Origin of the sequence: Bradyrhizobium ottawaense, assembly GCF_900099825.1 — a bacterium.
GTDB classification, from domain to species: domain Bacteria; phylum Pseudomonadota; class Alphaproteobacteria; order Rhizobiales; family Xanthobacteraceae; genus Bradyrhizobium; species Bradyrhizobium ottawaense_A.
This window is the reverse complement of sequence record NZ_LT629693.1, coordinates 4,420,622-4,443,154: the sequence shown is the minus strand read 5'-3', so window position 1 is coordinate 4,443,154 and position 22,533 is coordinate 4,420,622. Positions and strand designations below refer to the sequence as shown.

The following is a 22,533-nucleotide window of genomic DNA, read 5'->3' as shown; positions in this document are numbered from 1 at the left end:
CGCCCGACGGGCCTCGACGGCTACGTCGACCACGGAAGCGAGTACGTCTTCACGTTCGTGAAGCTCTTCATCGCCTCCTGCACGCCTTCCTTGTAGCCAAGCCCGGAGTCCTTGATGCCTCCGAACGGCGACATCTCGATGCGATAGCCCGGAACTTCCCAGACATTCACGGTGCCGACGTCGAGTTCGTTGACGAAACGCGTGATGTAATCGAGACGGTTGGTGCAAACGCCCGACGACAGACCGAAGGCGGTCGAGTTGGAAATCCTGATCACGCTCTCGATGTCGTTGGGCACCCGGATGATTGGAATCACGGGACCGAACGTTTCCTGCAGCACCAGCTCGGACGTGTACGGGACATGATCGACGACGGTGGGCGGGTACAGCGCTCCTTGACGATCGTTTCCGTGAAGCAGGTGAGCGCCGTCCTTCACGGCGTCCCCGACCCGGCGCTCGAACTCCTTCGCCGCCCCTTCATGGATAACCGTTCCAACATCCACCGAAGGATCCATCGGATCCCCGCACTTCAGTTTCCTGGCTCGCTTGAGCACGAGCTCGGCGAACTCGTCGGCGACAGCTTCCACGCAAAGGATGCGCTTGACAGCGGTGCAGCGCTGGCCTGAATTTTTGGTCGCCCCCAGAACCGCAAGCTCCGCCGCTTTCTCGAGGTCGGCATCCTCCATGACGATCAGCGGATCGTTGCCGCCGAGTTCGAGAACCAGCCGCTTGTAGCCGGCATTCGCAGCGATGTGCTTGCCGACGCGGACCGAGCCGGTGAAGGTGACGAGATCTGCATCGGGATCGGTAATCATGGCATCCCCCATCGAATGGGGATTTCCGGTGACGATCGAGAGCATTTCCGGCGGCAACCCGGCTTCGTAGAGCACGTCGGCCAAAGCAAGCGCGGTGAGCGGCGTCAGTTCCGTCGGCTTCAAGATGATCCGGTTGTTGGTCGCGATCGCCGGCGCGATCTTGTGGCTCACCATGTTCAGCGGATGATTGAAGGGCGTTATCGCCGAGATCACCCCCAGCAACGGCGTACGCATGGTGAAGATCTTGCGCGACTTGCCCTGCGGGCTGATATCGCAGGAAAACACCTCGCTATCGTCCTTGATGGTCAACTGGCCCGCGAACGAATACACGTCGTAGGCACGGCCGGCTTCGTAGAGCGAATCCTTCCAGCACAGACCGGATTCTGCCGTAATCAACCGCGCGAATTCTTCCTTGCGGCTTGCCAGAATGTCCGCGGTCCTGAGCAGAATTTGCTGACGCTCATAGCGCGTGAGCTTGGACTTGAAGGCCTTTGCCCTGGCGAAGGCGTCGCGCACATGCTCGGGGCGCGCGGCCGGCACCGTTCCGATCACCTTATTGGTATAGGGATTGACCACGTTGACGCGTTCGTCGGTATCGACGAGCGCACCTGCGATCCGCATCTTCTCGTGACGGACGGCTTGAGCTTGCATATTCATGGAACGCTCCTGTCGGACTGCCGCCGGTCACTGAATGCGATTGAGGGCCACGTCGAAGACATCGAAATTTCGCAGGACGTGACCGGGGGGAATGACGATCTTGCCGTTTGCAATCAGCGGAACGCGCTCCTCCGTGATCCCGCCATGCGACCTCAGCGGTTCGGTCAGCCCCGACAGGTCGTGGCGATCCCGGCTCGTTCCCAGCACCTTGTGCCGCGACGAGATGACGACGATGTCGCCGACGCGGTCGGCGGGAAGTTCGAAACGATCGCAGGCGGCCTTGCGGGTCACCGCCAGTTCGACGCCGGGCGTGTCCTTCAGCCGGGCGATGAGCGCATCGACGTCGCTGCCGGCAGGGGTATAGATCGTTGCAAACGAGCCCAGCGAGCCGTGATGCGCCACATAGGGATCGGTGATCGGCAGGATCACGCGCGCCTTCCCTTGCCCCATCCAGTCGTCGAACAGATCCTGGAGATACAGCACGTCCGGCTGGCCGCCGGGGATGAACTTGTCATTCATGCCATGATCGGCGGTGGCGACGATATTGCAGCCCAGCGCATCTAGTTGCGCCAGATAGCCATCGATCATGCCGTAGAAGTCGTTGGCGATCTTCGTGCCCGGACCAACCTTGTGCTGGATGTAATCCGTCGTCGACAGGTACATCAGGTCGGGACGATAGCGCTCGACCAGCTTGACCCCGGCCGCGAATACGAACTCCGACAAATCGGCAGAATAGACTTCGGGAAGCGGCAAGCCGACGAATGCGAGAACATCATCTATCCCGTTGTCCTTCATCGTTGCCTGGTCGGCCTTTTCGGACGAGAAGGCGAAGGCGCGTCCGGTCGAATAATCCAGCCCGTGCGACAGCAGCGTACGCAACTTGTCCTTGGCGGTAATGGCTGCGACCTTGAAGCCGGCATCGTGAACGCCGGAGAGGATGGTCGGCGCGCGCAGAAACTTCGGGTCGTTCATCATCACTTCGACGCCGTTGGCGGCGTCGTAGAAGAAATTGCCGGCGATCCCGTGGACCGAGGGCGGCCGGCCGGTGATGATCGACAGATTGTTCGGATTGGTAAAACTCGGGATCACGCTGTTGGCGTGAACGTGCGCGCCGTCTTTCATGAACCGCGCAAAGGTCGGTGCGACGCCGGCTTCGATCGCCTTCTCGATATATCCGGGCTCGGATCCATCAAGGCAGATGACGACGGTCGGCCGTTGCGGCGGATTGTAGCCGCGGCCATTGACGACGATAGTCTTCCCATTGGTCTTCATGATCATTCTCCCTGTCACGCCAGGGTGCGGACGTTTCGCGTCTGCACCTTCCGGCGGCTTGTCCTTATGCAGTCCTGGTTGTCGGCAGCCGCAGCATTTGCGACGCCTCGATCAACTGTTCGCCCGAGCCGAGGAAGTTTCTTCCGCGTTCACCCTGCAGCGAATCTTCGATCAGGAGGCGCCATTCGCGGTGGTCGATCTTGTACGCTGCGGGGTTGCTGGAGATTCCGAGTCGCCCGAGGAAATCTTCCAGTTCGTCGGCCCCGCGCATCAGGTCGGCACCGAAGATCTGCTTCAGGCTGTCTTCGCAGATGCCGCCGACGCCCTGGACGCTGCGCAGCACCATCGGCAGCGAGAACGAACACGCGATTCCGTGCTGCACGCCGTGCCGCAGCGTGATCGGGTAGGACAACGAATGAGCAATCGCGGTTTTGGTGTTCGAGAATGCCAGACCTGCGAACAAGGCGGCCATCGCCATCCGGCTGCGCAATTCAATATTGCCGAGATCCTTCACGAGCTTCGGCAGCACATCCAGGATATTGCGGGCAGCGGAAACGGCGTGATTGGCAGACACCGGATTGTTGTTGACGTTCCACAGGCTTTCCAGCGCGTGCGATAACGCATCGAGCCCGGTGCTGATCGTCAGCAACTGCGGCTTGCCCAGCATCAGGCGCGGATCGACCACGGCGTGAGTCGGATAGAGGTTCGGCCGAGCGAGGGAATATTTCTTGCCCCTGGCCTCGTCCCAGACGGTACCCCAGCAGGTCACTTCGCTGCCGGTGCCTGCCGTCGTCGGGACGGCGATGATGGGAGTAGCCGAGAGCAGATCGGCACCCTGTTGGCTTTCCAGAAAAGTCCTGATCTTTCCGAAGTCGCCTCCGGCCGCTGCGAATACCTTGGCCGAGTCGATAACGGAGCCGCCGCCGAGCGCGACGATCACGTCCGGCTGCCGCTCCAGCTTCGCGAAGCGGCCGGTTTGCTCAGCCAGCAAGCGGTAATCGGGATTCGGCGCCACGTCGTTGACGATGAGAACGGCTGCGCCGGCGGTCTCTTTCAACCGGCTCGCAAGCTCGTCGAAAAACGACTCGCCGTAGGTAACCAGAGCATATCGTCGGTTTCCGATCAGCTCGGACAGTCTGTTGAAACTGTCGACGCCGAATTCGATCTGGACCGGGTTTCCGTATTTCCACACCATCGCGCTACTCCCTTTCGAGCGATGGTAGGCAGCGGCCTGTTATTGACAAATTCATAATTCCGAGGAGAACTATTGATTATGTCAATAGTGTTCAGCCGAATCCGGGCTTTCCACGCGGTCGCCGAGCACGGCGGTTTTACCGCGGCCTCGCGCGTCCTGAACGTGGGCCAGCCGACCCTGACCATTCAGGTCAAGGAACTCGAGGAGAGTTACGGCGTCGAACTTCTGATCCGCAAATCGAGAACGGTCGAACTGACGAAGACCGGCGCCGCGTTGTTTGAAATAACGCGCGGCATCATGAAATTTTGCGACGAGGCCCACGAGCTGCTGGACGCGCATGGCCAGTCGACAAAAGGCCACCTCCGCCTCGCCACCGTGGGCCCGTTTCACGCCACGGAGATTCTGGCGGCCTTCAACCGCGATCATCCCGGTGTGCAAATTTCGACGCTGCTCGGGAATTCCGAACGCACGCTTCGCCACATCACCGACTTCGAAGCCGAGGTCGCCATTCTCGCGGAAGTCCCTGATGACCCGCGCGTCGTGATGATCCCCTATCGAACCCACCGCGTGGTCGTCTTCGTCAATGGAGATCATCCGTGGTTCCATCGAAAATCCGTCAAGCTGCACGAGCTTGCGGATCAGCGCTTCGTGTTGCGCGAGCGCGGTTCAACCACGCGACGCGCGTTCGAGGCGGCGATCCAGCGCGAGGGGCTGACGATCAATCCGGTGTTCGAGATCGAGAGCCGGGAGGGTGTGTGGAAGGCGGTCGAGCGGGGCCTCGGCATCAGTGTGGTCGCCGATTTTGAATTCGTTCCGCACCCGAACCTGCGCGCACTGGAAATCCAGGGCCGCGCCATCAAGACGCAATACAGCGTCGCCTATCACAAGGATCGCGCGCACTCCCCGATCATCAAGGCCTTCATTGATACGGTCAGCCAGATGAAGGCCGGCTTCGCCAAGGTGTCGGCGAAACAACCGCGGCGCGGGACGTAGGCGGCCGCGAAGGGCGGACTGGTGATCGATCCGACGATGACCTCAGCTGCGACCGATCGGGATCAACCATCGTCGCTATCTGAACGCGATGGAGCGCTTCACGGAAGGGTACCGAATGGGGTCAGTCAGAGGAATCTCGGACGCTTATCCCATTGAAATTACGATAGAATACAGATGTCGATACATGTACCAAGTTTAACTTTGTAGTTTACCTTCATATCTGCTAGTCGTTCGGTATGACCGAACATCAAGACAATCGCGACGAAGCGACGGCGCACGCTCTGGCCGGCGATCTCCGCGCCCTGATCGGCCAATTCAAGCGGATGTTCCGCGACCAGGCGTCCCTGGGCGACATGACGCTGTCCCAGGTGTCGGTGCTCGGCCGACTGGATCGCGACGGCCCCGCGACGGTGACCAACCTCGCCCGCGCTGACGGCATCCGGCCGCAATCCATGGGCGCGACGGTGTCGGCGCTGGAGACCGCGGGGCTGGTCAGCGGCGCGCCGGACCCGAACGACGGCCGGCAGACCATCTGGTCGCTGACGCCGGCCTGCCGCGAACGGATCCGGGTCGGCCGCGTCGCCCGCGAGGATTGGTTGTTTCACGTGATCCAGAAAAAGCTCTCGGCCGCCGAGCAGGAGCAGCTCGCCAACGGCCTCGCGCTGCTCAAGCGCCTGACTGAGTCCTGACCGATATCGCCGACATGCCTGTCGCGCGCTGTCGGTGCGCCGAACTCACTGCAACGGAAGAGACCCGCATGCCCCTGACCACGCTCGATCCCCAAACCGCGATCATCGTCATCGACCTGCAGAAAGGCATCGTCGCGCTGCCGGCCGTGCACCCGACCGCGGATGTCATTTCCCGGTCGCGCACTTTGGCCAATGCGTTCCGCGCGCGCGACCTGCCGGTCGTGCTGGTCAATGTTGCCGGCGGCGCGCCCGGCCGAACCGAACAGCCGCGGCACGCCGGACCATTCGCCGATGGATGGACCGACCTCGTTCCTGAACTCGACCGGCAGCCCGGCGATATCACGGTGACCAAGCGGACGTGGGGCGCGTTTTCGAGCACCGATCTCGAGCGCCAGTTGAAGGCGCGCGGCGTAACGCAGGTGGTGATCACCGGCGTCGCCACCGGCACCGGTGTCGAAGCCACGGCGCGGCAGGCCTATGAGGCGGGCTTCAACGTCACGCTCGCCATCGACGCCATGACCGACATGCGCGCCGAGGCCCATGACTACAGCATCGCAAAGGTTTTCCCGCGGCTCGGTGAGACCGGCACGACGCAACAAATCATCGACCTGCTCGACAAGCGGAGGGCCTGACATGCTCTGGCTGCACTATCTTTCATGGTTTTTCGGCGGTGCCTTTCTCACCAATGTGATCCCGCATTTCGTCAGCGGCGTGATGGGACGTGCGTTTCAAAGCCCGTTCGCCAAGCCTCCGGGTGAAGGGCTATCGTCGTCGACCGTCAACGTGCTCTGGGGATTCTTCAATCTGGTTGTCGGCTATGTCCTGGTCTGCCGCGTCGGCGATTTCGATCTCCACTCCACCGTGGATGTCGCGGTGTTGGGCCTCGGCGCATTGCTGCTGGCTCTGGCGATGGCACGGCGCTTCGGACGCTTCCACGGCGGCAACGTGGCGGTCGACGAATGACGGCGCCCTCGCGGGGCGCCTTCAGATCCCTCCGCAACTACAATTACCGGATCTGGGCCGGTGGCTCGCTGGTGTCCAACATCGGGACATGGATGCAGCGCATTGCCCAGGACTGGCTGGTGCTGACGCAGCTGACCGCCCACAATGCGACGGCGGTCGGCGTGGTCATGGCACTGCAATACGGGCCGCATCTGGCGCTGCTGCCCTTCACCGGCTACGCGGCAGACCTGCTCGACCGGCGCAAACTGTTGCAGGCGACCCAGCTCGGAATGAGCGCGCTGGCCGCGGGCCTCGGACTTCTCACCATCACCGGCGCAATTCAGTTGTGGGAAGTCTATGCGATAGCGCTGGTGCAGGGCTGCATCACGGCGTTCGATGCGCCCGCGCGCCACACCTTCGTCTCGGAACTGGTCGGTGAAGCCGATCTGTCGAACGCGGTGGCGCTGAACTCCACGTCGTTCAACGCCGCACGGATGATCGGTCCGGCAGCGGCGGGCCTCACGATTGCCGCCGTCGGCTCCGGCGGGGCGTTCCTGATCAACGCCGCGTCGTTTGTCGCGGTGGTGTGCTCGCTGCTGCTGCTCCGCGTCGGCGATCTGCATCGCACCGACAAGGCGACACCCACCCGCGGCGGCCTCATCGACGGCTTTCGCTATGTGTGGCGAAGACCCGACCTCAAGGCCATTCTGGTGATGCTGTTTCTGGTCGGCACCTTCGGCATGAATTTTCCGATCTTCATCGCCACCATGTCCGTCACCGTTTTTCATGCCGGCGCAGGCGAGTATGGGCTGCTGACGTCGATCATGGCGATCGGGACGATCGCCGGCGCGCTGCTCGCCGCGGGCCAGGAAAAGCCGCGCTTTGTGCGGCTGGTTGCCGGCGCCGCGTTTTTCGGGCTGGGCTGTGCGCTGGCTGCTGTGATGCCGAGCTACTGGCTGTTTGGCGTCACGCTCGTGATCATCGGCGTGTCGGCGCTGACCTTCAGCAATTCCACCAACAGCCTGATGCAGTTGGCCACCGAGCCGGCGATGCGCGGCCGCGCAATGGCGATGCGACTGGCGGTCGCTCTCGGCGGTACGCCGATCGGAGCGCCGATCGTCGGCCTGGTGGCGGACCATTTCGGTCCGCGCTGGTCGCTCGGCGTCGGCGCGGCCGCCGGCCTTGCCGCGGCGATCGTCGGATTATTGCATGTGCTTCGCCGCAGGCGCGAACTGCGAACCGGCGGCATCGCCACCGAGAGAATGTCTCCCTAGGCTGTTGGCAGAAGTCGCGTGGCGCGTCGCTCGCGCGCCGTCCAGAACCAGCCCTTTCGCCGCCTCGGCCCTATGACCGATCTCCGCTTCGCGCAAACGACAGCCGTACGGGAGATTGGAGATCGCAGTTTTATTCTGTGTGGTGGTGTTTTGGCGCACCATCAGAATAAAGCACCGAACTTTCATGTCATTGATATTGCTATATAACTATCTATAGAGGCGACGGAGGAGCCATGGAGCCTTTCCGAATTTCGCACTAACACTAAGACGGCTAGTCTGATGACTCGGATTGCCATCCTACGGCAGTCGGGCGCGCTAACGAATGCGAACCAGCGGCGCTAGTCAAAGCGAATACGAGAGATGGGGAGCATAAATTGGACCTAGATCGAACGACCGTCATTGCCGGAATAAAGATTAAGGTGATTCGTGACGCAATTCGCGAAATGGCCCGGCACGATATGAATGACAGTGGTTGGACCGTCACTTCTCTGGCCAATCATATGAACATCTCTCCGACCCACGCCGAATGGCTGAGCGAAACATTGGTTGAGCAGAAAATTCTCGAAAGAAAGCCTCCACCGTCGTGGGACAAGGACCCTACACCCCAAATTCGCTATGCGCTGGGCGAATATGGCACACGGTTTACACTCGCCCGCATGCTCAAGCGCATTGACCGGGAGAAGGTCGACAACATCATTGCCGAGCTTTTGAAACGGGTCACGCAGATCAACGCTAACCCTGACCTCTGTTATTTCGTGAATGAGATTCGCGTGCTCGGCAGCGCCATGGATCGCAAGGCCGAGAGCTTCGGCGATGTCGATATCGCATATGACCTTGGTCGAAGGAGACGACCACCCGAATACAAAGATTGGCACGATTGGTCGCACGAGCGATGGAAGCTCGCTGGTCGCCACAATCTCAATCTCCTACAAGAGCTTTATTATGGTGAGCACGAAGTCCTGCGATTGCTCAAGGGACGCAACCAGTACCTTTCCATCCACAACTTCGATGACGTGGTTGGCATCGGCGCCGAAAGCGTCCGCTTTTTCATTCTGCCCGAAGGCCAGATCGAATCGGAAGACGGCATATCGGGCGAGAAGCTGCACAAAGCACGGATGGTAAGTATAAAAAAACGAGTCGAAAAGAAAGAGCAGCGCGCCGCCGGGAAACGGTTGCCCGCTATTAGTTCAGGGCAGTCTCCCGAGCAAATTAAGCAACAGATGATCACCGCTGTGAAATCGCTCGCGTTCGATCTCTTCCGCGCCGTCGATGAGCAGTCACCACACGAAGCGTTAGAGCAAAGTATCACAGTTGCGCAGAAACGAATTGAGGCCTATCGCAAATTGAACGCGCCGGATCGCATACCTGACATTTTACGCGATGCGTTGTCGGTTGATGTCATCGAAAGATCCGAACCAGAAAAATTCGTGTTCTCTGAGGAGCGCGAGCGCAACGCGAACGACGGAACGGACAAAAAAGAACTTGCTCATAAGCAGGTCACGCACGCCGTGCTTAAAAAGCTCAAACAATGGACCCTCAACGGACAACCGCTCGCACACGATGAGTATTATTATGGGGTCGAGAAGTGCTTTCGTTTGAGGCGCGAAGCCGACATCGATGAGTATAAATATCGGATCGAGCATCCGCAGCGGCGGTATACCCACGATGCAGATTTTCTTTCCGAAACTGCACTCGCCACGCTGCGTCAAATCGCGAAGCACGCCAATGTACGGCTTCACAAACAGGCCCTGAAGACACTGAACGACCGCGACTTCGTCAAACCGTTCCGCAACAAATGGCGCTTAACGCCAGCTGGTGAATGGGCAATCAAATATCACGCGGAGAGGGACGCCTTCCATGAGAAGAGGAAGGGCGACGGAGAACACGCGACCGCCAGGTCTTGATAGAGCCCGTATCGTAGAATATCGCGGAATAGCTTAATTTTGGCGCGCCATTCAGAACAAAACTGCGAACTCTTAGGTAATTGAGATTGCGATATGATTTTTTATCGCAACAACTTCTGCGGCGCAGCCATTCAGGCTTACGTTCCATATTGGTCACAGAGATGGATCCCGGACGCAGGAGGCCTGCGTCCGGGGCCTCGCCAGCACACAGATGACACATGCGTAAGTTGACTTTCGCTCTTCTTCTTGCCGCCAGTCTCGCGCTCGCCCCAGCGACGGCGCGATCCGGCACGGACTGGATCACCGGCCTGCCGCGGCAGGACATCCCTGTCGTATCGTGGCCTGGAGGCAAAAAGGTCGCCGTCACCTTCGTCCTCTACGTCGAAGTGTGGGGGCGTGGACACGGGCCCAACTTCCGCCCTGACATGACCGGGCGCACGCCCGATCTCGTCGACGAGGGATTTCGACAGTATGCGATCAATTTTGGCCTGCCGCGCACGGGCCGACTGTTTAAGGAGATGGACGTCCCGCTCAGCCTGGCGCTGAATGCCCAGTTTCCGCAGGCCCAGCCGGAAACATGGCAGGTGCTCCGCGCGCTCGTTCCCACGGCGCCGATCATCGCTCACGGGATCAACAATTCCACCGACCTTCTGCCGCTTTCCGAGGGCACGGCCGCACAGCGTGTCTATATCCGCAAGACGCTCGACATGATCGAGGCGAGCACCGGCGTTCGCAGCATCGGCTGGTCGAGCCCGAGCGTTTATCCCGATGCGGAGACCTTTCAAGCGAGCGCCGCAGAAGGCATCCGCTACACTCTTGACGGCATGGATTCGGACTTGCTGTCGCGGCTCGACACAAAGCCGGCGCCGCTAGTGCTGGTGCCTTACCCTCCAAGCGTCGTCGACATGGGGCAGTACCTCTCCCGCTTCAAGGAGGCCGGCGATCTCGAGCGACTGTGGATCGACTATGTCCATGAACTTGCGCGTGAGGCCGCTGCCGATCCCAAGAAACCCGCGACGGTGGTCGCCATCGGCATTCATCCCTTTGTCGTCGGCACCCCGGCCGGGGCTGCTGCGCTGCGCCGTGTCTTGCAAAGCCTCAAAGCAAACCACCTCGTCTGGCTGACGGATGTCGAGGCGGTGTTGCGCGCCGCCGGCCAATCTCGCTAGAGCATGTCCTGTTTCAGTAAAAAGCGCGATTCCGCCCACGATCTTCGCTTCGACCGGTCTTCGCGACGTTTGACCAAGCCGCCCTCCGAAACACCATAGGCGTTCGATACGAGGGCGGTCCCCACGGTCCGTATTAGCCGGATATGCGAAACAACTTCCTCTGCCCGCCGCTCTACGATTCCTGACCGAAGCACGGATCGGAAATGTTCGTCGTTTTATTCTGAATGATGGCAAATGGCGCGCCACTCAGAATAAAATCATGAACTCTTATGTAATTGAAATTATTGTATAATTTAGAAGATTACTGATTGCGCACCCTGTGCTCGCGATCGCCAACCCGTGGTCCAACCGGCGGCATCGAGGCGCACCATCACGGCTCCGTAGGGCCGTCACCGCAACGCCGCAGCGGATCGGCGGCGCCATGAAATCCGCATCGGCTGAGATGAAGTCCAGATTCTCCCCCCGACCGTTGGAACAATTTGTCGCATCATGGATTGAATTATGGCCTCCGTTCCTGAGCCGCTTTGCGGCGTCGTGAGTTGCAGTGGAGGCTGCCATGACGATATTTACGTGGAAGTTGAGCTCGAAACTTGGATCAGGCGTTGCCGCGCTCGCTTGCGTAATGTTGCTGTCCGCCGTGGCGTATGCCGGCCCGAGAGGCGGCGGAGGCCATGGTGGCGGTGGTGGCGGTTTTCATGGCGGCGGCGGTGGCTTCCACGGCGGCGGCGGTGGCTTCCACGGTGGTGGCGGTGGCTTCCACGGTGGTGGCGGCTTCCATGGCGGCGGTTTCCACGGTGGTGGAGGCGGCTTCCACGGTGGCGGCTTCCACGGTGGCGGCTTCCACGGTGGCGGCTTCCATCGCGGCGGTGTTCACATTGGCGGCTTCCGCGGCGGTGGCGGGCATTTCGGTGGCGCGCGCGCAGTTGCCGCGAGACCGCATTTCGGCGCACACGCTGCGATGGGGACCGCGGCTGCGGTCGGCGGCTCGGCGCTTGCCGCGAGACACTTCAACGCGACGCGGAATGCCAACGCCGTGCAGCACGCGCTGAACTCGCGGCCGGTCAATCGGGCCTTGAGCAACACCGCCGCGCTGCGCAATCCGAGAACCCGCGCGCTGGTCACCGCAAGCGTAGCGACGGCGGCGTGGCACGGCGGAAACGGGTGGTGGCGCCATCGCAACGGCGGATTCGGATGGGTCGGCCCGGTGTTCTGGCCGTTCGCCTTCTACGACATCTATGACTATGCGTTTTGGGGTTACCCCTACTACGATACGTTCTGGGGCTATGGCTACCCTGACCTCTACGCCGGCATCTTCGGGCTCTACGGTTACGACGATCTGATGGGCTATGCAGGCTACCTGCCAAATTATGCCGGCAGAGGCCGAAGCAACGTCGATGCCTATGCCTATGCGCCGCGGAGCGGCCAGGCGAACCTCACGCAAATGTGCGGCGAGGACAGCCGCGCGATCGCCGGACTGCCGGTTGAGAGCTTCCAAAGCGCGATCCAGCCGAATGAAGCGCAGCGCGCAGCGCTCGACGAACTTGCAAGCGCCTCGGAAAAGGCGGCCGCGAGCCTCAAGGCCTCCTGCCCGACCGACGTCGCGCTTACGGCGCCGCGCCGGCTTGAGGTAATGCAGCAGCGCATCGAAGCGATGATCGCGGCGGTGCAAATGGTGCAACCGCCGCTGGAGAAATTCTACGGCCTCCTGAGTGACGAACAGAAGGCGCAGCTCAATGGGCTCTCCATCACGAGACCACGTCCTGCCCGGCCCGCGGAGAGAGCCGGTTCAGCCGCGCAGGCTTGCGACGTGGCGCAACCGGGTCTGACGGACTGGCCGGCCGCCACGATCGAGCAGTCGGTCAGGCCGACCGATCAGCAGCACAAGTATCTTGATACGCTTCAGAGCGCCGCCGCCCGGGCTGCGGACACGCTCAAGGCGTCGTGCCAGACCGAGGCGGAGGCTGCGCTGACGCCGCCGGCGCGGCTTGCAGCTGTCGGCAAACGGCTTGACATCATGCTGCAGGCGGTGAGGACCGTGCGCGTGGCGATGAATGACTTCTACGGATCGCTCACTGACGAGCAGAAGGCAGCCTTCGACGCGATCGGCCCGCAGCGGATGGGCGCATCCGATCAATCGTATCGCGGGCGGCGATACCTCCGCGGAGGTCACGCCAGCATTGAGCAACTGATCCGGCGGATGATCTCGTTCGCGCGGTGAAGCGCGGCGGGACCGAATGCGACATGACCTGCGCGCTTCGGCGCGATTTTTTTGTTTCAGACGGTGCTTCGCGCTCTTTCAGAATGCGAAGAACATCAACTTGCATGAAGACGACGGATTGCGTTCGGCACCGCAAGCTCGCGCATACCGATCGCATCCCCGCGGGCGTGCGGTTCGCAGTTTTATTCTGAGTGGTGGCAGAATGGCGCGCCATTCAGAATAAAACCGCGAACTCCTACACAATTGAAATTGCTTGTGATTTTTCCTAGTCCAATGGTTCGGCGGGCCGTCGGCATCGACTTCGGCCTCCCGCACTGCAGTAGGGCATCTCAGCACTTCTCACGACAGCGTGCGCCTTGGATAGCTTTGGGATCGTAGTATTGTCGTCAGGAGCTGTCGAAGCTTTGAGACCGGGGATTTCGCGTACGCGCTCGATCGCGGGTCAAGGCATTGGCGCTCGAAGAGATGCACTCCAGAATCAAGCTGATGATCGCGACTGCGGTCGGACGGCGCGGCAAATGGAGGACATTATGGCTTGGCGTGACGATAAAGCCCGTTCAACCCTGATCCGCGATGCGGCGGGAAGCGTGCAGCCGGGCAAGGCTCCCCGGACCTTTGCCGAACTTCTGTTCGGCTACACCAATGTCGAGGACCTCGCCAATCACGATGCCTCGTCGCTGGCCTTCCTGGCGGAACAGGCCTGGGAGCACGTGCAGCAACGCACGGCCGGCAGCGCCGATATCCGCGTCGTCAATCCGATGATGCCGGACGGGCGTGAGATTTCCGTGCTCGAGATTCTCAACGACAACATGCCCTTCCTGTTCGATTCCACAATGGCGGAGCTGGCCGAGCAGGGCATCGAAGTCACCCTCGTCGCTCACCCGATCCTCGCGGTGGAGCGCGATGACCAAGGCAAGCTCCTGCGCTTCCACGGCGAAGCACTGCCGGAGGGAGCAAAGGGCACGCGGGAAAGCCTGATTCATCTCCACATCACCCGCCTGGACGCCGATGCCGATCGCCAGAAGCTGATCGATGGCCTCACCAGGACGTTGAACGACGTCCGCGCCTGCGTCACCGACTGGCGCGCCATGCGTGACCGCGTCGAGGACGCGATCAAGACTTTCTCTTCCAATCCGCCGCCGCTGCCGATCGATGAGGTCGCCGAAGCCAACCAGTTCCTGCAATGGCTCTGCGCGGACAATTTCACCTTCCTGGGGGTGCGCGAATATCGCTTCTCGCCCGACAGCGATGCGTCCGACGACATCACGACCGGTGAAGGCCTCGGAATCCTCCGCGATCCGGATGCGAAGGTCCTGCGCCGCGGTAGCGAAATGGTGGTGATGACGTCGGAAATACGCGAGTTCATGCACGAACCCACCCTGCTCATCGTCATCAAGGCCAACGTCTCCAGCCGCGTTCATCGTCGCATTCGCATGGACTATGTCGGCATCAAGCTCTATGCGCCCGACGGCCGGCTAGAGGGCGAATTGCGGGTCGTCGGCCTGTTCACCTCGGGCGCCTATACCCGCTCCGCACGGCAGATCCCTTATGTCCGCCACAAGGTGACGCGGGTGCTGCAACGCGCCGGCTTCGACCCGAACAGCCATTCGGGCAAGGCGCTTATGCATATTCTCGAAGAATATCCGCGTGATGAACTGTTCCAGGTCGACGTCGATACGCTCTACAATTTCGTCATGGAGGTACTGATCCTCTACGAGCGTCCGCGCGTCCGAGCGCTGGTGCGGGTGGACAAGTTCGATCGCTTCGCCTCCATCCTCACCTTCATTCCGCGCGAGAAATACGACACCGACGTTCGCATGCGCGTCGGCGCCTTCCTCTCGCAGATCTACAAGGGGACGCTGTCGGCCTCCTACGTTTCATTCCCTGAAGGGGCGCTTGTGCGCGTCCACTACATCATCGGGCGCTATGAAGGCAAAACTCCCGTCGTCGAACGCTCCACGCTCGAAGCCGGGATCAGCGCCATTGCCGCGACCTGGGCCGACAAGCTGAAGGCCGCGCTCACTGTCTCGACCGATGGCATGCGGGCGCGCATGCTCGCCAACCGATATGCCCAGGCCTTCAGCGGCGGCTATACCGAGGTGTTCGGCGCGGAACAGGCGATCACCGATATCGCCACCACCGAAAAACTCACGCCAACCCGCCCCGTGGCGATTTCGGTTCACCGTGACGAAAGCGAGGCCGATCCCAAGCGCTTTGGACTGAAGGTGTTCTCGCGCGGCGCGCCCCTGTCGCTGTCCTACCGCGTGCCCGTGATCGAAAATCACGGCCTGCGCGTGGTCAACGAACGCACCTATCAGATCGCGCCGCGCGCCACGCCGGCGCCTCCGCCGGTTTGGCTCCACGAGATGACGATCGAGACCAGCGACGGCCAGCCGATCACGATCAGCCCGGAATTCAGCCATCGCCTTGAAGCCTCGATCATGGCGGTGGTCCGCGATCGCGCCGAATCCGATGGATACAACGGCCTGATCCTGCGCACCACCCTGGGCTGGCGGGAAGTCTCGACCATCCGGGCGCTGTCCCGCTACCTGCACCAGATCCGCGCGCCGTTCACCCAGGATTATATGTGGGAGACCTTGCGCAAGAACGCCGCTATCACGGCCAGCCTCGTCGCGCTGTTCCAGACCCGCCTCGATCCACGCCTCGCCTCCACGGATGCCGAGCGCTCGGCACGCGAAACGGCCCTGCTTGCCGAGGTCGAGGAGCAGCTCAAATCCGTCGCCTCGCTGGATGAAGACCGCATCCTGCGCCGTTTCACCAACCTGGTGCAGGCGACGATTCGCACCAATCTGTGGCAGATCGGCGAGGATGGACATCCGCGTCCGGTGATCTCCTTCAAGTTCGACGCGCGTCGGATCGACGACCTGCCGGCCCCACGACCTCTCTACGAGATCTTCGTCTATTCACCCCGTGTCGAAGGTATTCACCTACGCTTCGGGAAGGTTGCGCGCGGTGGCTTGCGCTGGTCCGACCGGCCGCAGGATTTCCGCACCGAGATCCTTGGCCTGGTGAAAGCGCAGCAGGTCAAGAACGCCGTGATCGTGCCGGTCGGCGCCAAGGGCGGCTTCGTGCCCAAGCGACTGCCGCCGCTTTCCAATCGCGACGCCTGGCTCGCGGAAGGCACCGAAGCCTATCGCATCTTCGTTCGCTCACTGCTGGAACTCACCGACAATCTCGACGGCGACATCGTCGTGCCACCCGAATCCACCGTGCGCCATGACGGCGATGACCCCTACCTCGTCGTCGCCGCCGACAAGGGCACCGCCACCTTCTCCGACCTTGCCAACGCAATCTCGGCCGAGAAGAACCATTGGCTCGGCGATGCCTTCGCATCCGGCGGCAGCCAGGGCTACGACCACAAGAAGATGGGGATCACGGCACGCGGCGCCTGGGAGGCGGTCAAGCGCCACTTCCGCGAGCTCGGCACCGACATTCAGACCATGCCGTTCACCGCGGTCGGCGTGGGCGACATGTCCGGCGACGTTTTCGGCAATGGCATGCTGCTCTCGCCAGCGACAAAGCTTGTGGCGGCTTTCGATCACCGCGACATCTTCATCGATCCCTCGCCTGATCCTTCGATCAGCCTCGCCGAGCGCAAGCGCCTGTTCGACCTGCCGCGATCGAGCTGGCAGGACTACAGCAAGTCGCTGATCTCGCCGGGCGGCGGCGTGTTCTCGCGCCAGCTCAAGGCGATCCCGCTCGCTCCGGAGGTGCGCACCCTGCTCGATCTCGACAAGCCGCAAGCCACGCCTTTCGAGGTGATGACGGCGATCCTGAAGGCGCGCGCGGATCTCTTGTGGTTTGGCGGCATCGGCACCTATGTCCGCTCCGCCGGGGAAAGCGACGATCAGGTCGGCGACCGCGCCAACGATCCGATCCGCATCACGGGCAGCGACGTGCGCACCCGGGTGATCGGCGAAGGCGCCAATCTCGGCGTCACCCAGCGCGGCCGCATCGAAGCGGCGCAGAAGGGCGTCAAGCTCAACACCGACGCCATCGACAATTCGGCCGGCGTGAACACGTCCGACGTCGAGGTCAATATCAAGATCGCGCTGGCGCGCCTCGAGCGCGAGGGACGCCTCAGCCCCGCTGACCGCAACAGCCTGCTTGCCGCGATGACTGACGAGGTCGGCACGCTCGTGCTGCGCAACAACTATCTGCAGTCGCTGGCACTCTCGCTCGCCGAACGCAAGGGCGTGGCCGAGACCGGCTTCCTCACGCGCCTGATGCAGTCGCTCGAGCAGCGCGGCTTGCTCAGCCGCGCGGTGGAGTTCTTGCCCGACGACGCAGCGCTCACCGAGCGCACACGGCGCGGCCAGTCCCTCGCGCGGCCCGAACTCGCCGTGCTGCTCGCCTACGCCAAGCTGACACTTTACGATGACCTGCTCGTCACCAGCGTGCCCGATGATCCCTATCTTGCCCGAGAACTATCTCAGTATTTTCCGCGCGAGGTTCAGGACAAATTCCCGACAGCGGTCGAATTCCATCGCCTTCGGCGGGAGATCATTGCGACCAGCCTCGCCAATGCGGTGATCAACCGCGGCGGCCCGGCCTGTGTCGTGCGCCTGATCGACGAGACGGACGCCGATATCCCAACCATTGTTATGGCCTACGTGGCGGTCGATGAATGCTACGGACTGAAGTGGCTCAATGACGTGATCGATGCACTCGATACCTGCATCGACGGGCAGGTGCAGCTGTCCCTCTACGCTTCTGTCCAGGACCTCCTGCTCTCCCGCATGGTCTGGTACGTGCGCAATGTCGATTTCAAGGACGGGCTGGAGGCCGTCGTCGCGCGCTTCGGCCCGGCTATCCGCGAGATCGTCGCCGGGCTCGACACCGCCCTGCCGCCGGACCTGCAGGCGGCACGTGCCAAGCGTCGGCAGAACCTGACCGATGCCGGTATCCCGGCAGGCCTCGCCGGCGAACTGGCCGATCTCGACGCTCTGGTCTCGGCACCCGATATCGTGACGGTTGCGGAGCGCACCAGCCGCCCCATCGGTGACGCCGCCGCGACCTTCTTCGCCGTCGAGGCGAATTTCCGTCTCGACCGGATCGTCGCCGCCGCGCGCAGCGTGCCGGCAAACGATTATTTCGAACGTATGGCGATCGATCGCGCAGTTGAGCAGATCGCTGGCGCCGAAAGAAGACTGGCCGCGGATATGCTGGCAACCGGCCAGTCCGGCCAGCATGCTGTCGAGACCTGGCTCGCGGCTCACCCCGAGGCGACGCGCATCCGCCGCTCGGTCGAGGAGATAGCTGCCAGCGGCCTGACGCTCGCCAAGCTGACGGTGGCGGCGAACCTGCTGGGGGACTTGGTCAAAGCCTGAGGCGTGCGAGGCAGCGATGTGAAACTCTAAAGGGCAATGCTAGCGCAGGCTGTTAGCCCGCGAACGGAGGAATCCAATGATCCACGCTACTTGCCATACCGCCGATAATGTCCGCTGCATCGAGTTCGATGCCACACCATGGTTCAGCGAGGCTGACGCTCCCAGCATTATCGATTTAGCCCAACGAGGATGGGCCAGCACGGCGATTGCAGATTCCCTTGAGCGCCGACGAGGATACGAACGCCTGCACGACCTCGTTGAGTATGCGGCGAAGCGACTGCAACCGGAATCCCTAGAGGACCCAACCTGGGAAACCTTCGAGTGCGTCGTCGATGGACCCGACGCCGTGGCCTGGCTCGAGAAGAACCGGCCCGACGTTGTGGCAAGGATCCGGTAAGCCACGGGGGGCGCCAGCAATTGCGACGATTGATTTGGCGGCATCGCAAGCGAAGCGGAAATGGCGCGCCATTCAGAATAAAACAATGAACTCGTATGTCATTGAAATAACGATATAATTTCGAAGGAGGGGGAACGATCACTCAGCGTCATCGCCTAAACGAGCCAACGTTTGCGCCGCTTGTAGTGCTTCACATCGCGGAATGATTTTCGCTTTTCGCCGGCGACACCAAGGTAGAATTCCTTGACGTCCTCATTTTCGGCGAGCGCCCGCGCCTCGCCGTCCATCACCACGCGGCCATTTTCGAGGATATATCCGTGGCTCGCGTATTTGAGCGCCATATTGGTGTTCTGCTCGGCGAGAAGAAACGAGACACCTTCCTTGAGGTTGAGATCCTTCACGATCTCGAAGATCTCTTCGACAATCTGCGGCGCGAGCCCCATCGAAGGCTCGTCGAGCAGGATCATCTTCGGGCGCGACATTAAGGCACGGCCGATCACGCACATCTGCTGTTCGCCGCCCGACGTATAGCCGGCGGTCGAAGCACGCCGCTCCCTGAGACGAGGGAAATAGGCGTAGACTCGCTCCAGATCCTGCGCGATCGCCGCCTTGCCGTCCCTGCGCGTGAAGGCGCCGGTCAGGATGTTCTCTTCGACAGTAAGGTGAGCGAAGCAGCGCCGCCCCTCCATCACCTGAATGCAGCCGCGCCGCACCAGATCGTTTGGTGACAGGGACTGCACTTCAACGCCGTCGAACAGGATCGAGCCCTTGGTGACCTCGCCACGCTCTGCATGCAGCAGATTGGAGACCGCCTTCAGCGTCGTTGTCTTGCCCGCACCATTGGCGCCGAGAACCGCGATAATTCCGCCCCGCGGCACATCCAGCGATACACCCTTCAACACGAGGATGACGTGACTGTAGACAACCTCGATATTGTTGACCGACAGAAACATCGCTGTCGTTTCTGTCGCCGTGGCGGCCTTAGGGATTGACACGCAGCTCTCTCCAAACGGTTGCGGCTTTCAGGATATCCGGGAGGAGGTGAACGCTCCTCCCGGACCGCCGAGATGCGTTCAGCTTTCTTTCGAGCAGTCGCGCGGCTGAATCTTCTTCTCCGCGGCATACTTCGCGGAAACATCGTCGACCAGTGGTTCGGTGATGGATTGGTTGGCCGTGTACCAGTCGGAGATGACTTTCCAGCCCTTGCCGTCCCACTGCTGTACCCGCCCCACACGCGCGCCCTCGTGGTCGGAGCAGGAAATCTTGATCGGTTTCAACATGCCCTCGAAGCCGAGTTCCTTGAGACGCGCCTCGGAGAGGTTGAGGTTCTCCAGACCCCAACGGACCTGCTCGCCGGTGAGCGGCTTCTTGCCGAACTTTTCCTGCGCCTTGCGGATCGCCTCCACGCCGAGCATGGCATTCACCAAACCGCGGTTGTAGAGAATTTCGCCGACCTTGCCCGGCTCCGACAAACCTTTGCCCTTTGCATAGACGTACTTCTCCACGTCGGCGTGCACGGGGAACTTGCCGGCGCCATGCTGAAGCATCAGCGCCTTGTAGCCTGCGGCTTGATCGCCTGCGGGCGTTACATCCGGCTCTGCGCCCGACCACCAGACACCGATCATCCTGTCGCGCGGATAGGCTACAGCCGCCGCTTCCTTGATTGCCGTGCCGTTCATGACGCCCCAGCCCCAGAGTAAAACATAGTCCGGCCGGTTCTGGCGGATCGCCAGCCATTGCGACTTCTGTTCGACACCGGGGTGCGTGACCGGGATCGGCGTAAACTCAAAGCCGTGCTTCTGTGCCAGCACTTGCAGCGCAGGAATCGACTCTTTGCCGTACGGGCTGTCGTGATAGACAAACGAAATCTTCTTGCCTTTCAGCTTGTCGAAGCCGCCGACCTCCTTGGCGATGTGCTGGATCGCGATATCGGCCGCGGACCAGTACGTGCCGAGCAGCGGGAAATTGTAGGCGAACACGGCCCCGTTCTTGGAATCGGCGCGGCCATAGCCCATCGTGATAATCGGGATCTTGTCAGTCGTGGTCTTTTCGGTAAGGGCGAATGTAATGCCGGTCGACAGCGGATTGAAGAAGGCCGCGCCGGTCGGGCCTTTGCCTTTGAGACGCTCGTAACACTCAACGCCCTTGTCGGTGGCGTAGGCGGTCTCGCACTCCTCGACCAGAAGCTTGACTCCGTTGATGCCGCCGTCGCGCTCGTTGATCAGGTTGTAATAGTCGGCCACGCCGTTTGCGTACGGTACGCCATTCACGGCGTACGCGCCGGTCCGGTAGGACAGTATCGGGATGAACTGCTCGTTCTGCGCCGCAGCCGGAGCGGCAAGCGCCGCGCCCGATAGTATGGCTGCCGCCAGTATCAGTTTGTTGCGTACCATATCGACGTCCTCCTCGTTCAGCCCGGTTTTGCGGTAACGGGTCTTGTTTTGTTTTGCGGGCTTCCTTGCTCCTTCTGCCAACGACCGCCGCTCCGCGTTGCGATCTCCGGCTTCCTTCGCATTGACCGCCCCTTCAGTAGGGAAACGGCCAAAGTCTGAGCTTCTCCTTGCCAAGCGATATGAGCCGGGCAAACCCATGTGGCTCCTTGATGAGAAGATAGCAGATCAACGATCCGAAGATGATGAACTCCAGGTGAGTGATCGTTTCCGTCGACAGCGGCACGCCGAGCTGGGTTGGAATCAGGTTCAGCATGATCGGCAGAATGAGGATAAAGGCCGCACCTACGAACGAACCCATGATCGATCCCAGCCCGCCGATGATCACCATAAACAGAAGCTGCAGTGAGCGGTCGATCGAGAACGCGAGCGGCTCCCACGAGCCCAGATAGACGAACGCCCAGAGTGCGCCCGCCACGCCGATGATAAATGAAGAGACCGCGAAAGCCGTGAGCTTTGCGTTGAGCGGCCGGATACCGATCAACTCGGCGGCGATGTCCATGTCGCGGATCGCCATCCATTGCCTACCGAGATTGCCGCGAACAAGGTTCTTCGCCAGAACCGCGAACACCGTTGCGAAGGTCAGGCAGAGCAGATAGCGCTCGATCGGCGTGTCCAGGACCAGACCGAAGAAATTCAGCGTCGGTGCATTGACCGACCCTGACGGTGCGTAATTGGTGAACCACGGCACCCGCAGGAACACCCAGTCGAAGAAAAACTGCGCTGCGAGCGTTGCAACCGCCAGATAGAGGCCCTTGATCCGTAGACTGGGAACACCGAAGAGGATTCCGGCAGCCGCCGCCGTGAGCCCGCCGAGCAAAATGGATAGCAGCACGGGCAACGGCGGGATCGAAATCGCGAAGTCGAGCCAGGCGAGCGGAATATGAACGCCGGTCCCAAACTTGTAGGCAGAGTAGGCGCCGATGGCCATGAACGCGCCGCTGCCGAGCGAGATCTGGCCGCAATAACCGACGAGAATGTTTACGCCGATAGCGGCGAGTGCGAGGATCAGGAAGGGCAGCAGAATGGCGCGCAGCAGATAGTCGCTGCCGAACGGCCAAATGTGGAAAGTTGCCAGCAGCGGCACCCCAATGAAGGCGACACCGAGCAAGACGGCGAGCGCCATGCGGTCCTGACGGATCGGGAAGATCGCCATATCCTCCGCGTAGGTCGTCTTGAATTGGCCAGCCTCGCGATAAAGCACAACTCA

At 61.4% G+C, this 22,533-nt stretch carries 17 protein-coding genes; 10 read left to right on the top strand and 7 right to left on the bottom strand.

Annotated features, from left to right (window positions below):
• Positions 1–20: 20 nt before the first annotated feature.
• The 3 genes from phnY to psrA form a co-directional block, all read right to left on the bottom strand.
• Complete coding sequence (phnY, locus tag BLR13_RS20750; RefSeq protein WP_074820057.1) at positions 21–1,469, bottom strand: phosphonoacetaldehyde dehydrogenase; 1,449 nt, start codon at positions 1,467–1,469, stop codon at positions 21–23.
• Between the two features lie 27 nt (positions 1,470–1,496).
• Positions 1,497–2,741, bottom strand: a complete 1,245-nt coding sequence (phnA, locus tag BLR13_RS20745; protein WP_074831282.1) for a phosphonoacetate hydrolase — start codon at positions 2,739–2,741, stop codon at positions 1,497–1,499.
• Between the two features lie 64 nt (positions 2,742–2,805).
• Positions 2,806–3,936 (bottom strand): iron-containing alcohol dehydrogenase PsrA, encoded by a 1,131-nt coding sequence (gene psrA / locus BLR13_RS20740; protein ID WP_074820060.1) that lies wholly within the window; start codon positions 3,934–3,936, stop codon positions 2,806–2,808.
• A gap of 78 nt (positions 3,937–4,014) precedes the next feature.
• On the opposite strand from psrA, the gene BLR13_RS20735 reads away from it, so the two are divergent.
• The 7 genes from BLR13_RS20735 to BLR13_RS20705 all read left to right on the top strand — a co-directional run bounded on the left by BLR13_RS20735 (position 4,015) and on the right by BLR13_RS20705 (position 10,907).
• Entirely contained in the window at positions 4,015–4,929 is a 915-nt protein-coding gene (locus BLR13_RS20735; RefSeq protein WP_074820062.1) for a LysR substrate-binding domain-containing protein, read from the top strand.
• A 236-nt stretch (positions 4,930–5,165) separates the two neighbouring features.
• Complete coding sequence (locus BLR13_RS20730; RefSeq protein ID WP_074820063.1) at positions 5,166–5,618, top strand: MarR family winged helix-turn-helix transcriptional regulator; 453 nt, start codon at positions 5,166–5,168, stop codon at positions 5,616–5,618.
• Positions 5,619–5,686: 68 nt separating this feature from the next.
• A complete protein-coding gene (locus tag BLR13_RS20725) occupies positions 5,687–6,250 on the top strand; it encodes an isochorismatase family protein (RefSeq protein ID WP_074820065.1) in 564 nt (187 codons plus the stop codon).
• A gap of 1 nt (position 6,251) precedes the next feature.
• Positions 6,252–6,581 carry a hypothetical protein gene (locus BLR13_RS20720; RefSeq protein ID WP_074820067.1) on the top strand — a complete coding sequence of 110 codons (330 nt, stop codon included), beginning with the start codon at positions 6,252–6,254 and terminating at the stop codon, positions 6,579–6,581.
• On the top strand, positions 6,578–7,834 hold the full coding sequence (locus BLR13_RS20715) for an MFS transporter (protein WP_074820068.1): 1,257 nt from the start codon (positions 6,578–6,580) through the stop codon (positions 7,832–7,834). Before BLR13_RS20720 ends, BLR13_RS20715 begins: the two co-directional genes overlap by 4 nt.
• A 374-nt stretch (positions 7,835–8,208) precedes the next feature.
• Complete coding sequence (locus tag BLR13_RS20710) at positions 8,209–9,738, top strand: hypothetical protein (protein WP_074820070.1); 1,530 nt, start codon at positions 8,209–8,211, stop codon at positions 9,736–9,738.
• Positions 9,739–9,956: 218 nt separating this feature from the next.
• Positions 9,957–10,907: a polysaccharide deacetylase gene (locus BLR13_RS20705; protein ID WP_074820071.1), complete on the top strand. Its 951-nt coding sequence runs from the start codon at positions 9,957–9,959 to the stop codon at positions 10,905–10,907.
• 595 nt (positions 10,908–11,502) lie between these two features.
• Here the strand turns inward: BLR13_RS20705 and BLR13_RS41775 are convergent.
• On the bottom strand, positions 11,503–11,847 hold the full coding sequence (locus BLR13_RS41775) for a hypothetical protein (protein WP_074820073.1): 345 nt from the start codon (positions 11,845–11,847) through the stop codon (positions 11,503–11,505).
• 18 nt (positions 11,848–11,865) lie between these two features.
• Here BLR13_RS41775 and BLR13_RS20700 point away from each other — a divergent pair, with 18 nt between their 5' ends.
• The 3 genes from BLR13_RS20700 to BLR13_RS20690 all read left to right on the top strand — a co-directional run bounded on the left by BLR13_RS20700 (position 11,866) and on the right by BLR13_RS20690 (position 18,873).
• A complete protein-coding gene (locus tag BLR13_RS20700) occupies positions 11,866–13,125 on the top strand; it encodes a Spy/CpxP family protein refolding chaperone (protein WP_074820075.1) in 1,260 nt (419 codons plus the stop codon).
• Positions 13,126–13,643: 518 nt separating this feature from the next.
• A complete protein-coding gene (locus BLR13_RS20695; RefSeq protein ID WP_074820077.1) occupies positions 13,644–18,476 on the top strand; it encodes an NAD-glutamate dehydrogenase in 4,833 nt (1,610 codons plus the stop codon).
• 76 nt (positions 18,477–18,552) lie between these two features.
• On the top strand, positions 18,553–18,873 hold the full coding sequence (locus tag BLR13_RS20690) for a hypothetical protein (RefSeq protein ID WP_074820079.1): 321 nt from the start codon (positions 18,553–18,555) through the stop codon (positions 18,871–18,873).
• 155 nt (positions 18,874–19,028) lie between these two features.
• On the opposite strand, the gene BLR13_RS20685 is transcribed toward BLR13_RS20690, so the two are convergent.
• The 3 genes from BLR13_RS20685 to BLR13_RS20675 all read right to left on the bottom strand — a co-directional run bounded on the left by BLR13_RS20685 (position 19,029) and on the right by BLR13_RS20675 (position 22,527).
• Positions 19,029–19,826, bottom strand: a complete 798-nt coding sequence (locus BLR13_RS20685) for an ABC transporter ATP-binding protein (protein ID WP_074820081.1) — start codon at positions 19,824–19,826, stop codon at positions 19,029–19,031.
• 120 nt (positions 19,827–19,946) lie between these two features.
• Positions 19,947–21,464, bottom strand: a complete 1,518-nt coding sequence (locus BLR13_RS20680; RefSeq protein WP_244524910.1) for an ABC transporter substrate-binding protein — start codon at positions 21,462–21,464, stop codon at positions 19,947–19,949.
• Positions 21,400–22,527, bottom strand: coding sequence for a branched-chain amino acid ABC transporter permease (locus BLR13_RS20675; protein WP_074820084.1), 1,128 nt, complete (start codon positions 22,525–22,527; stop codon positions 21,400–21,402). The genes BLR13_RS20680 and BLR13_RS20675 overlap by 65 nt, the downstream gene beginning before the upstream one ends.
• Positions 22,528–22,533: the final 6 nt, after the last annotated feature.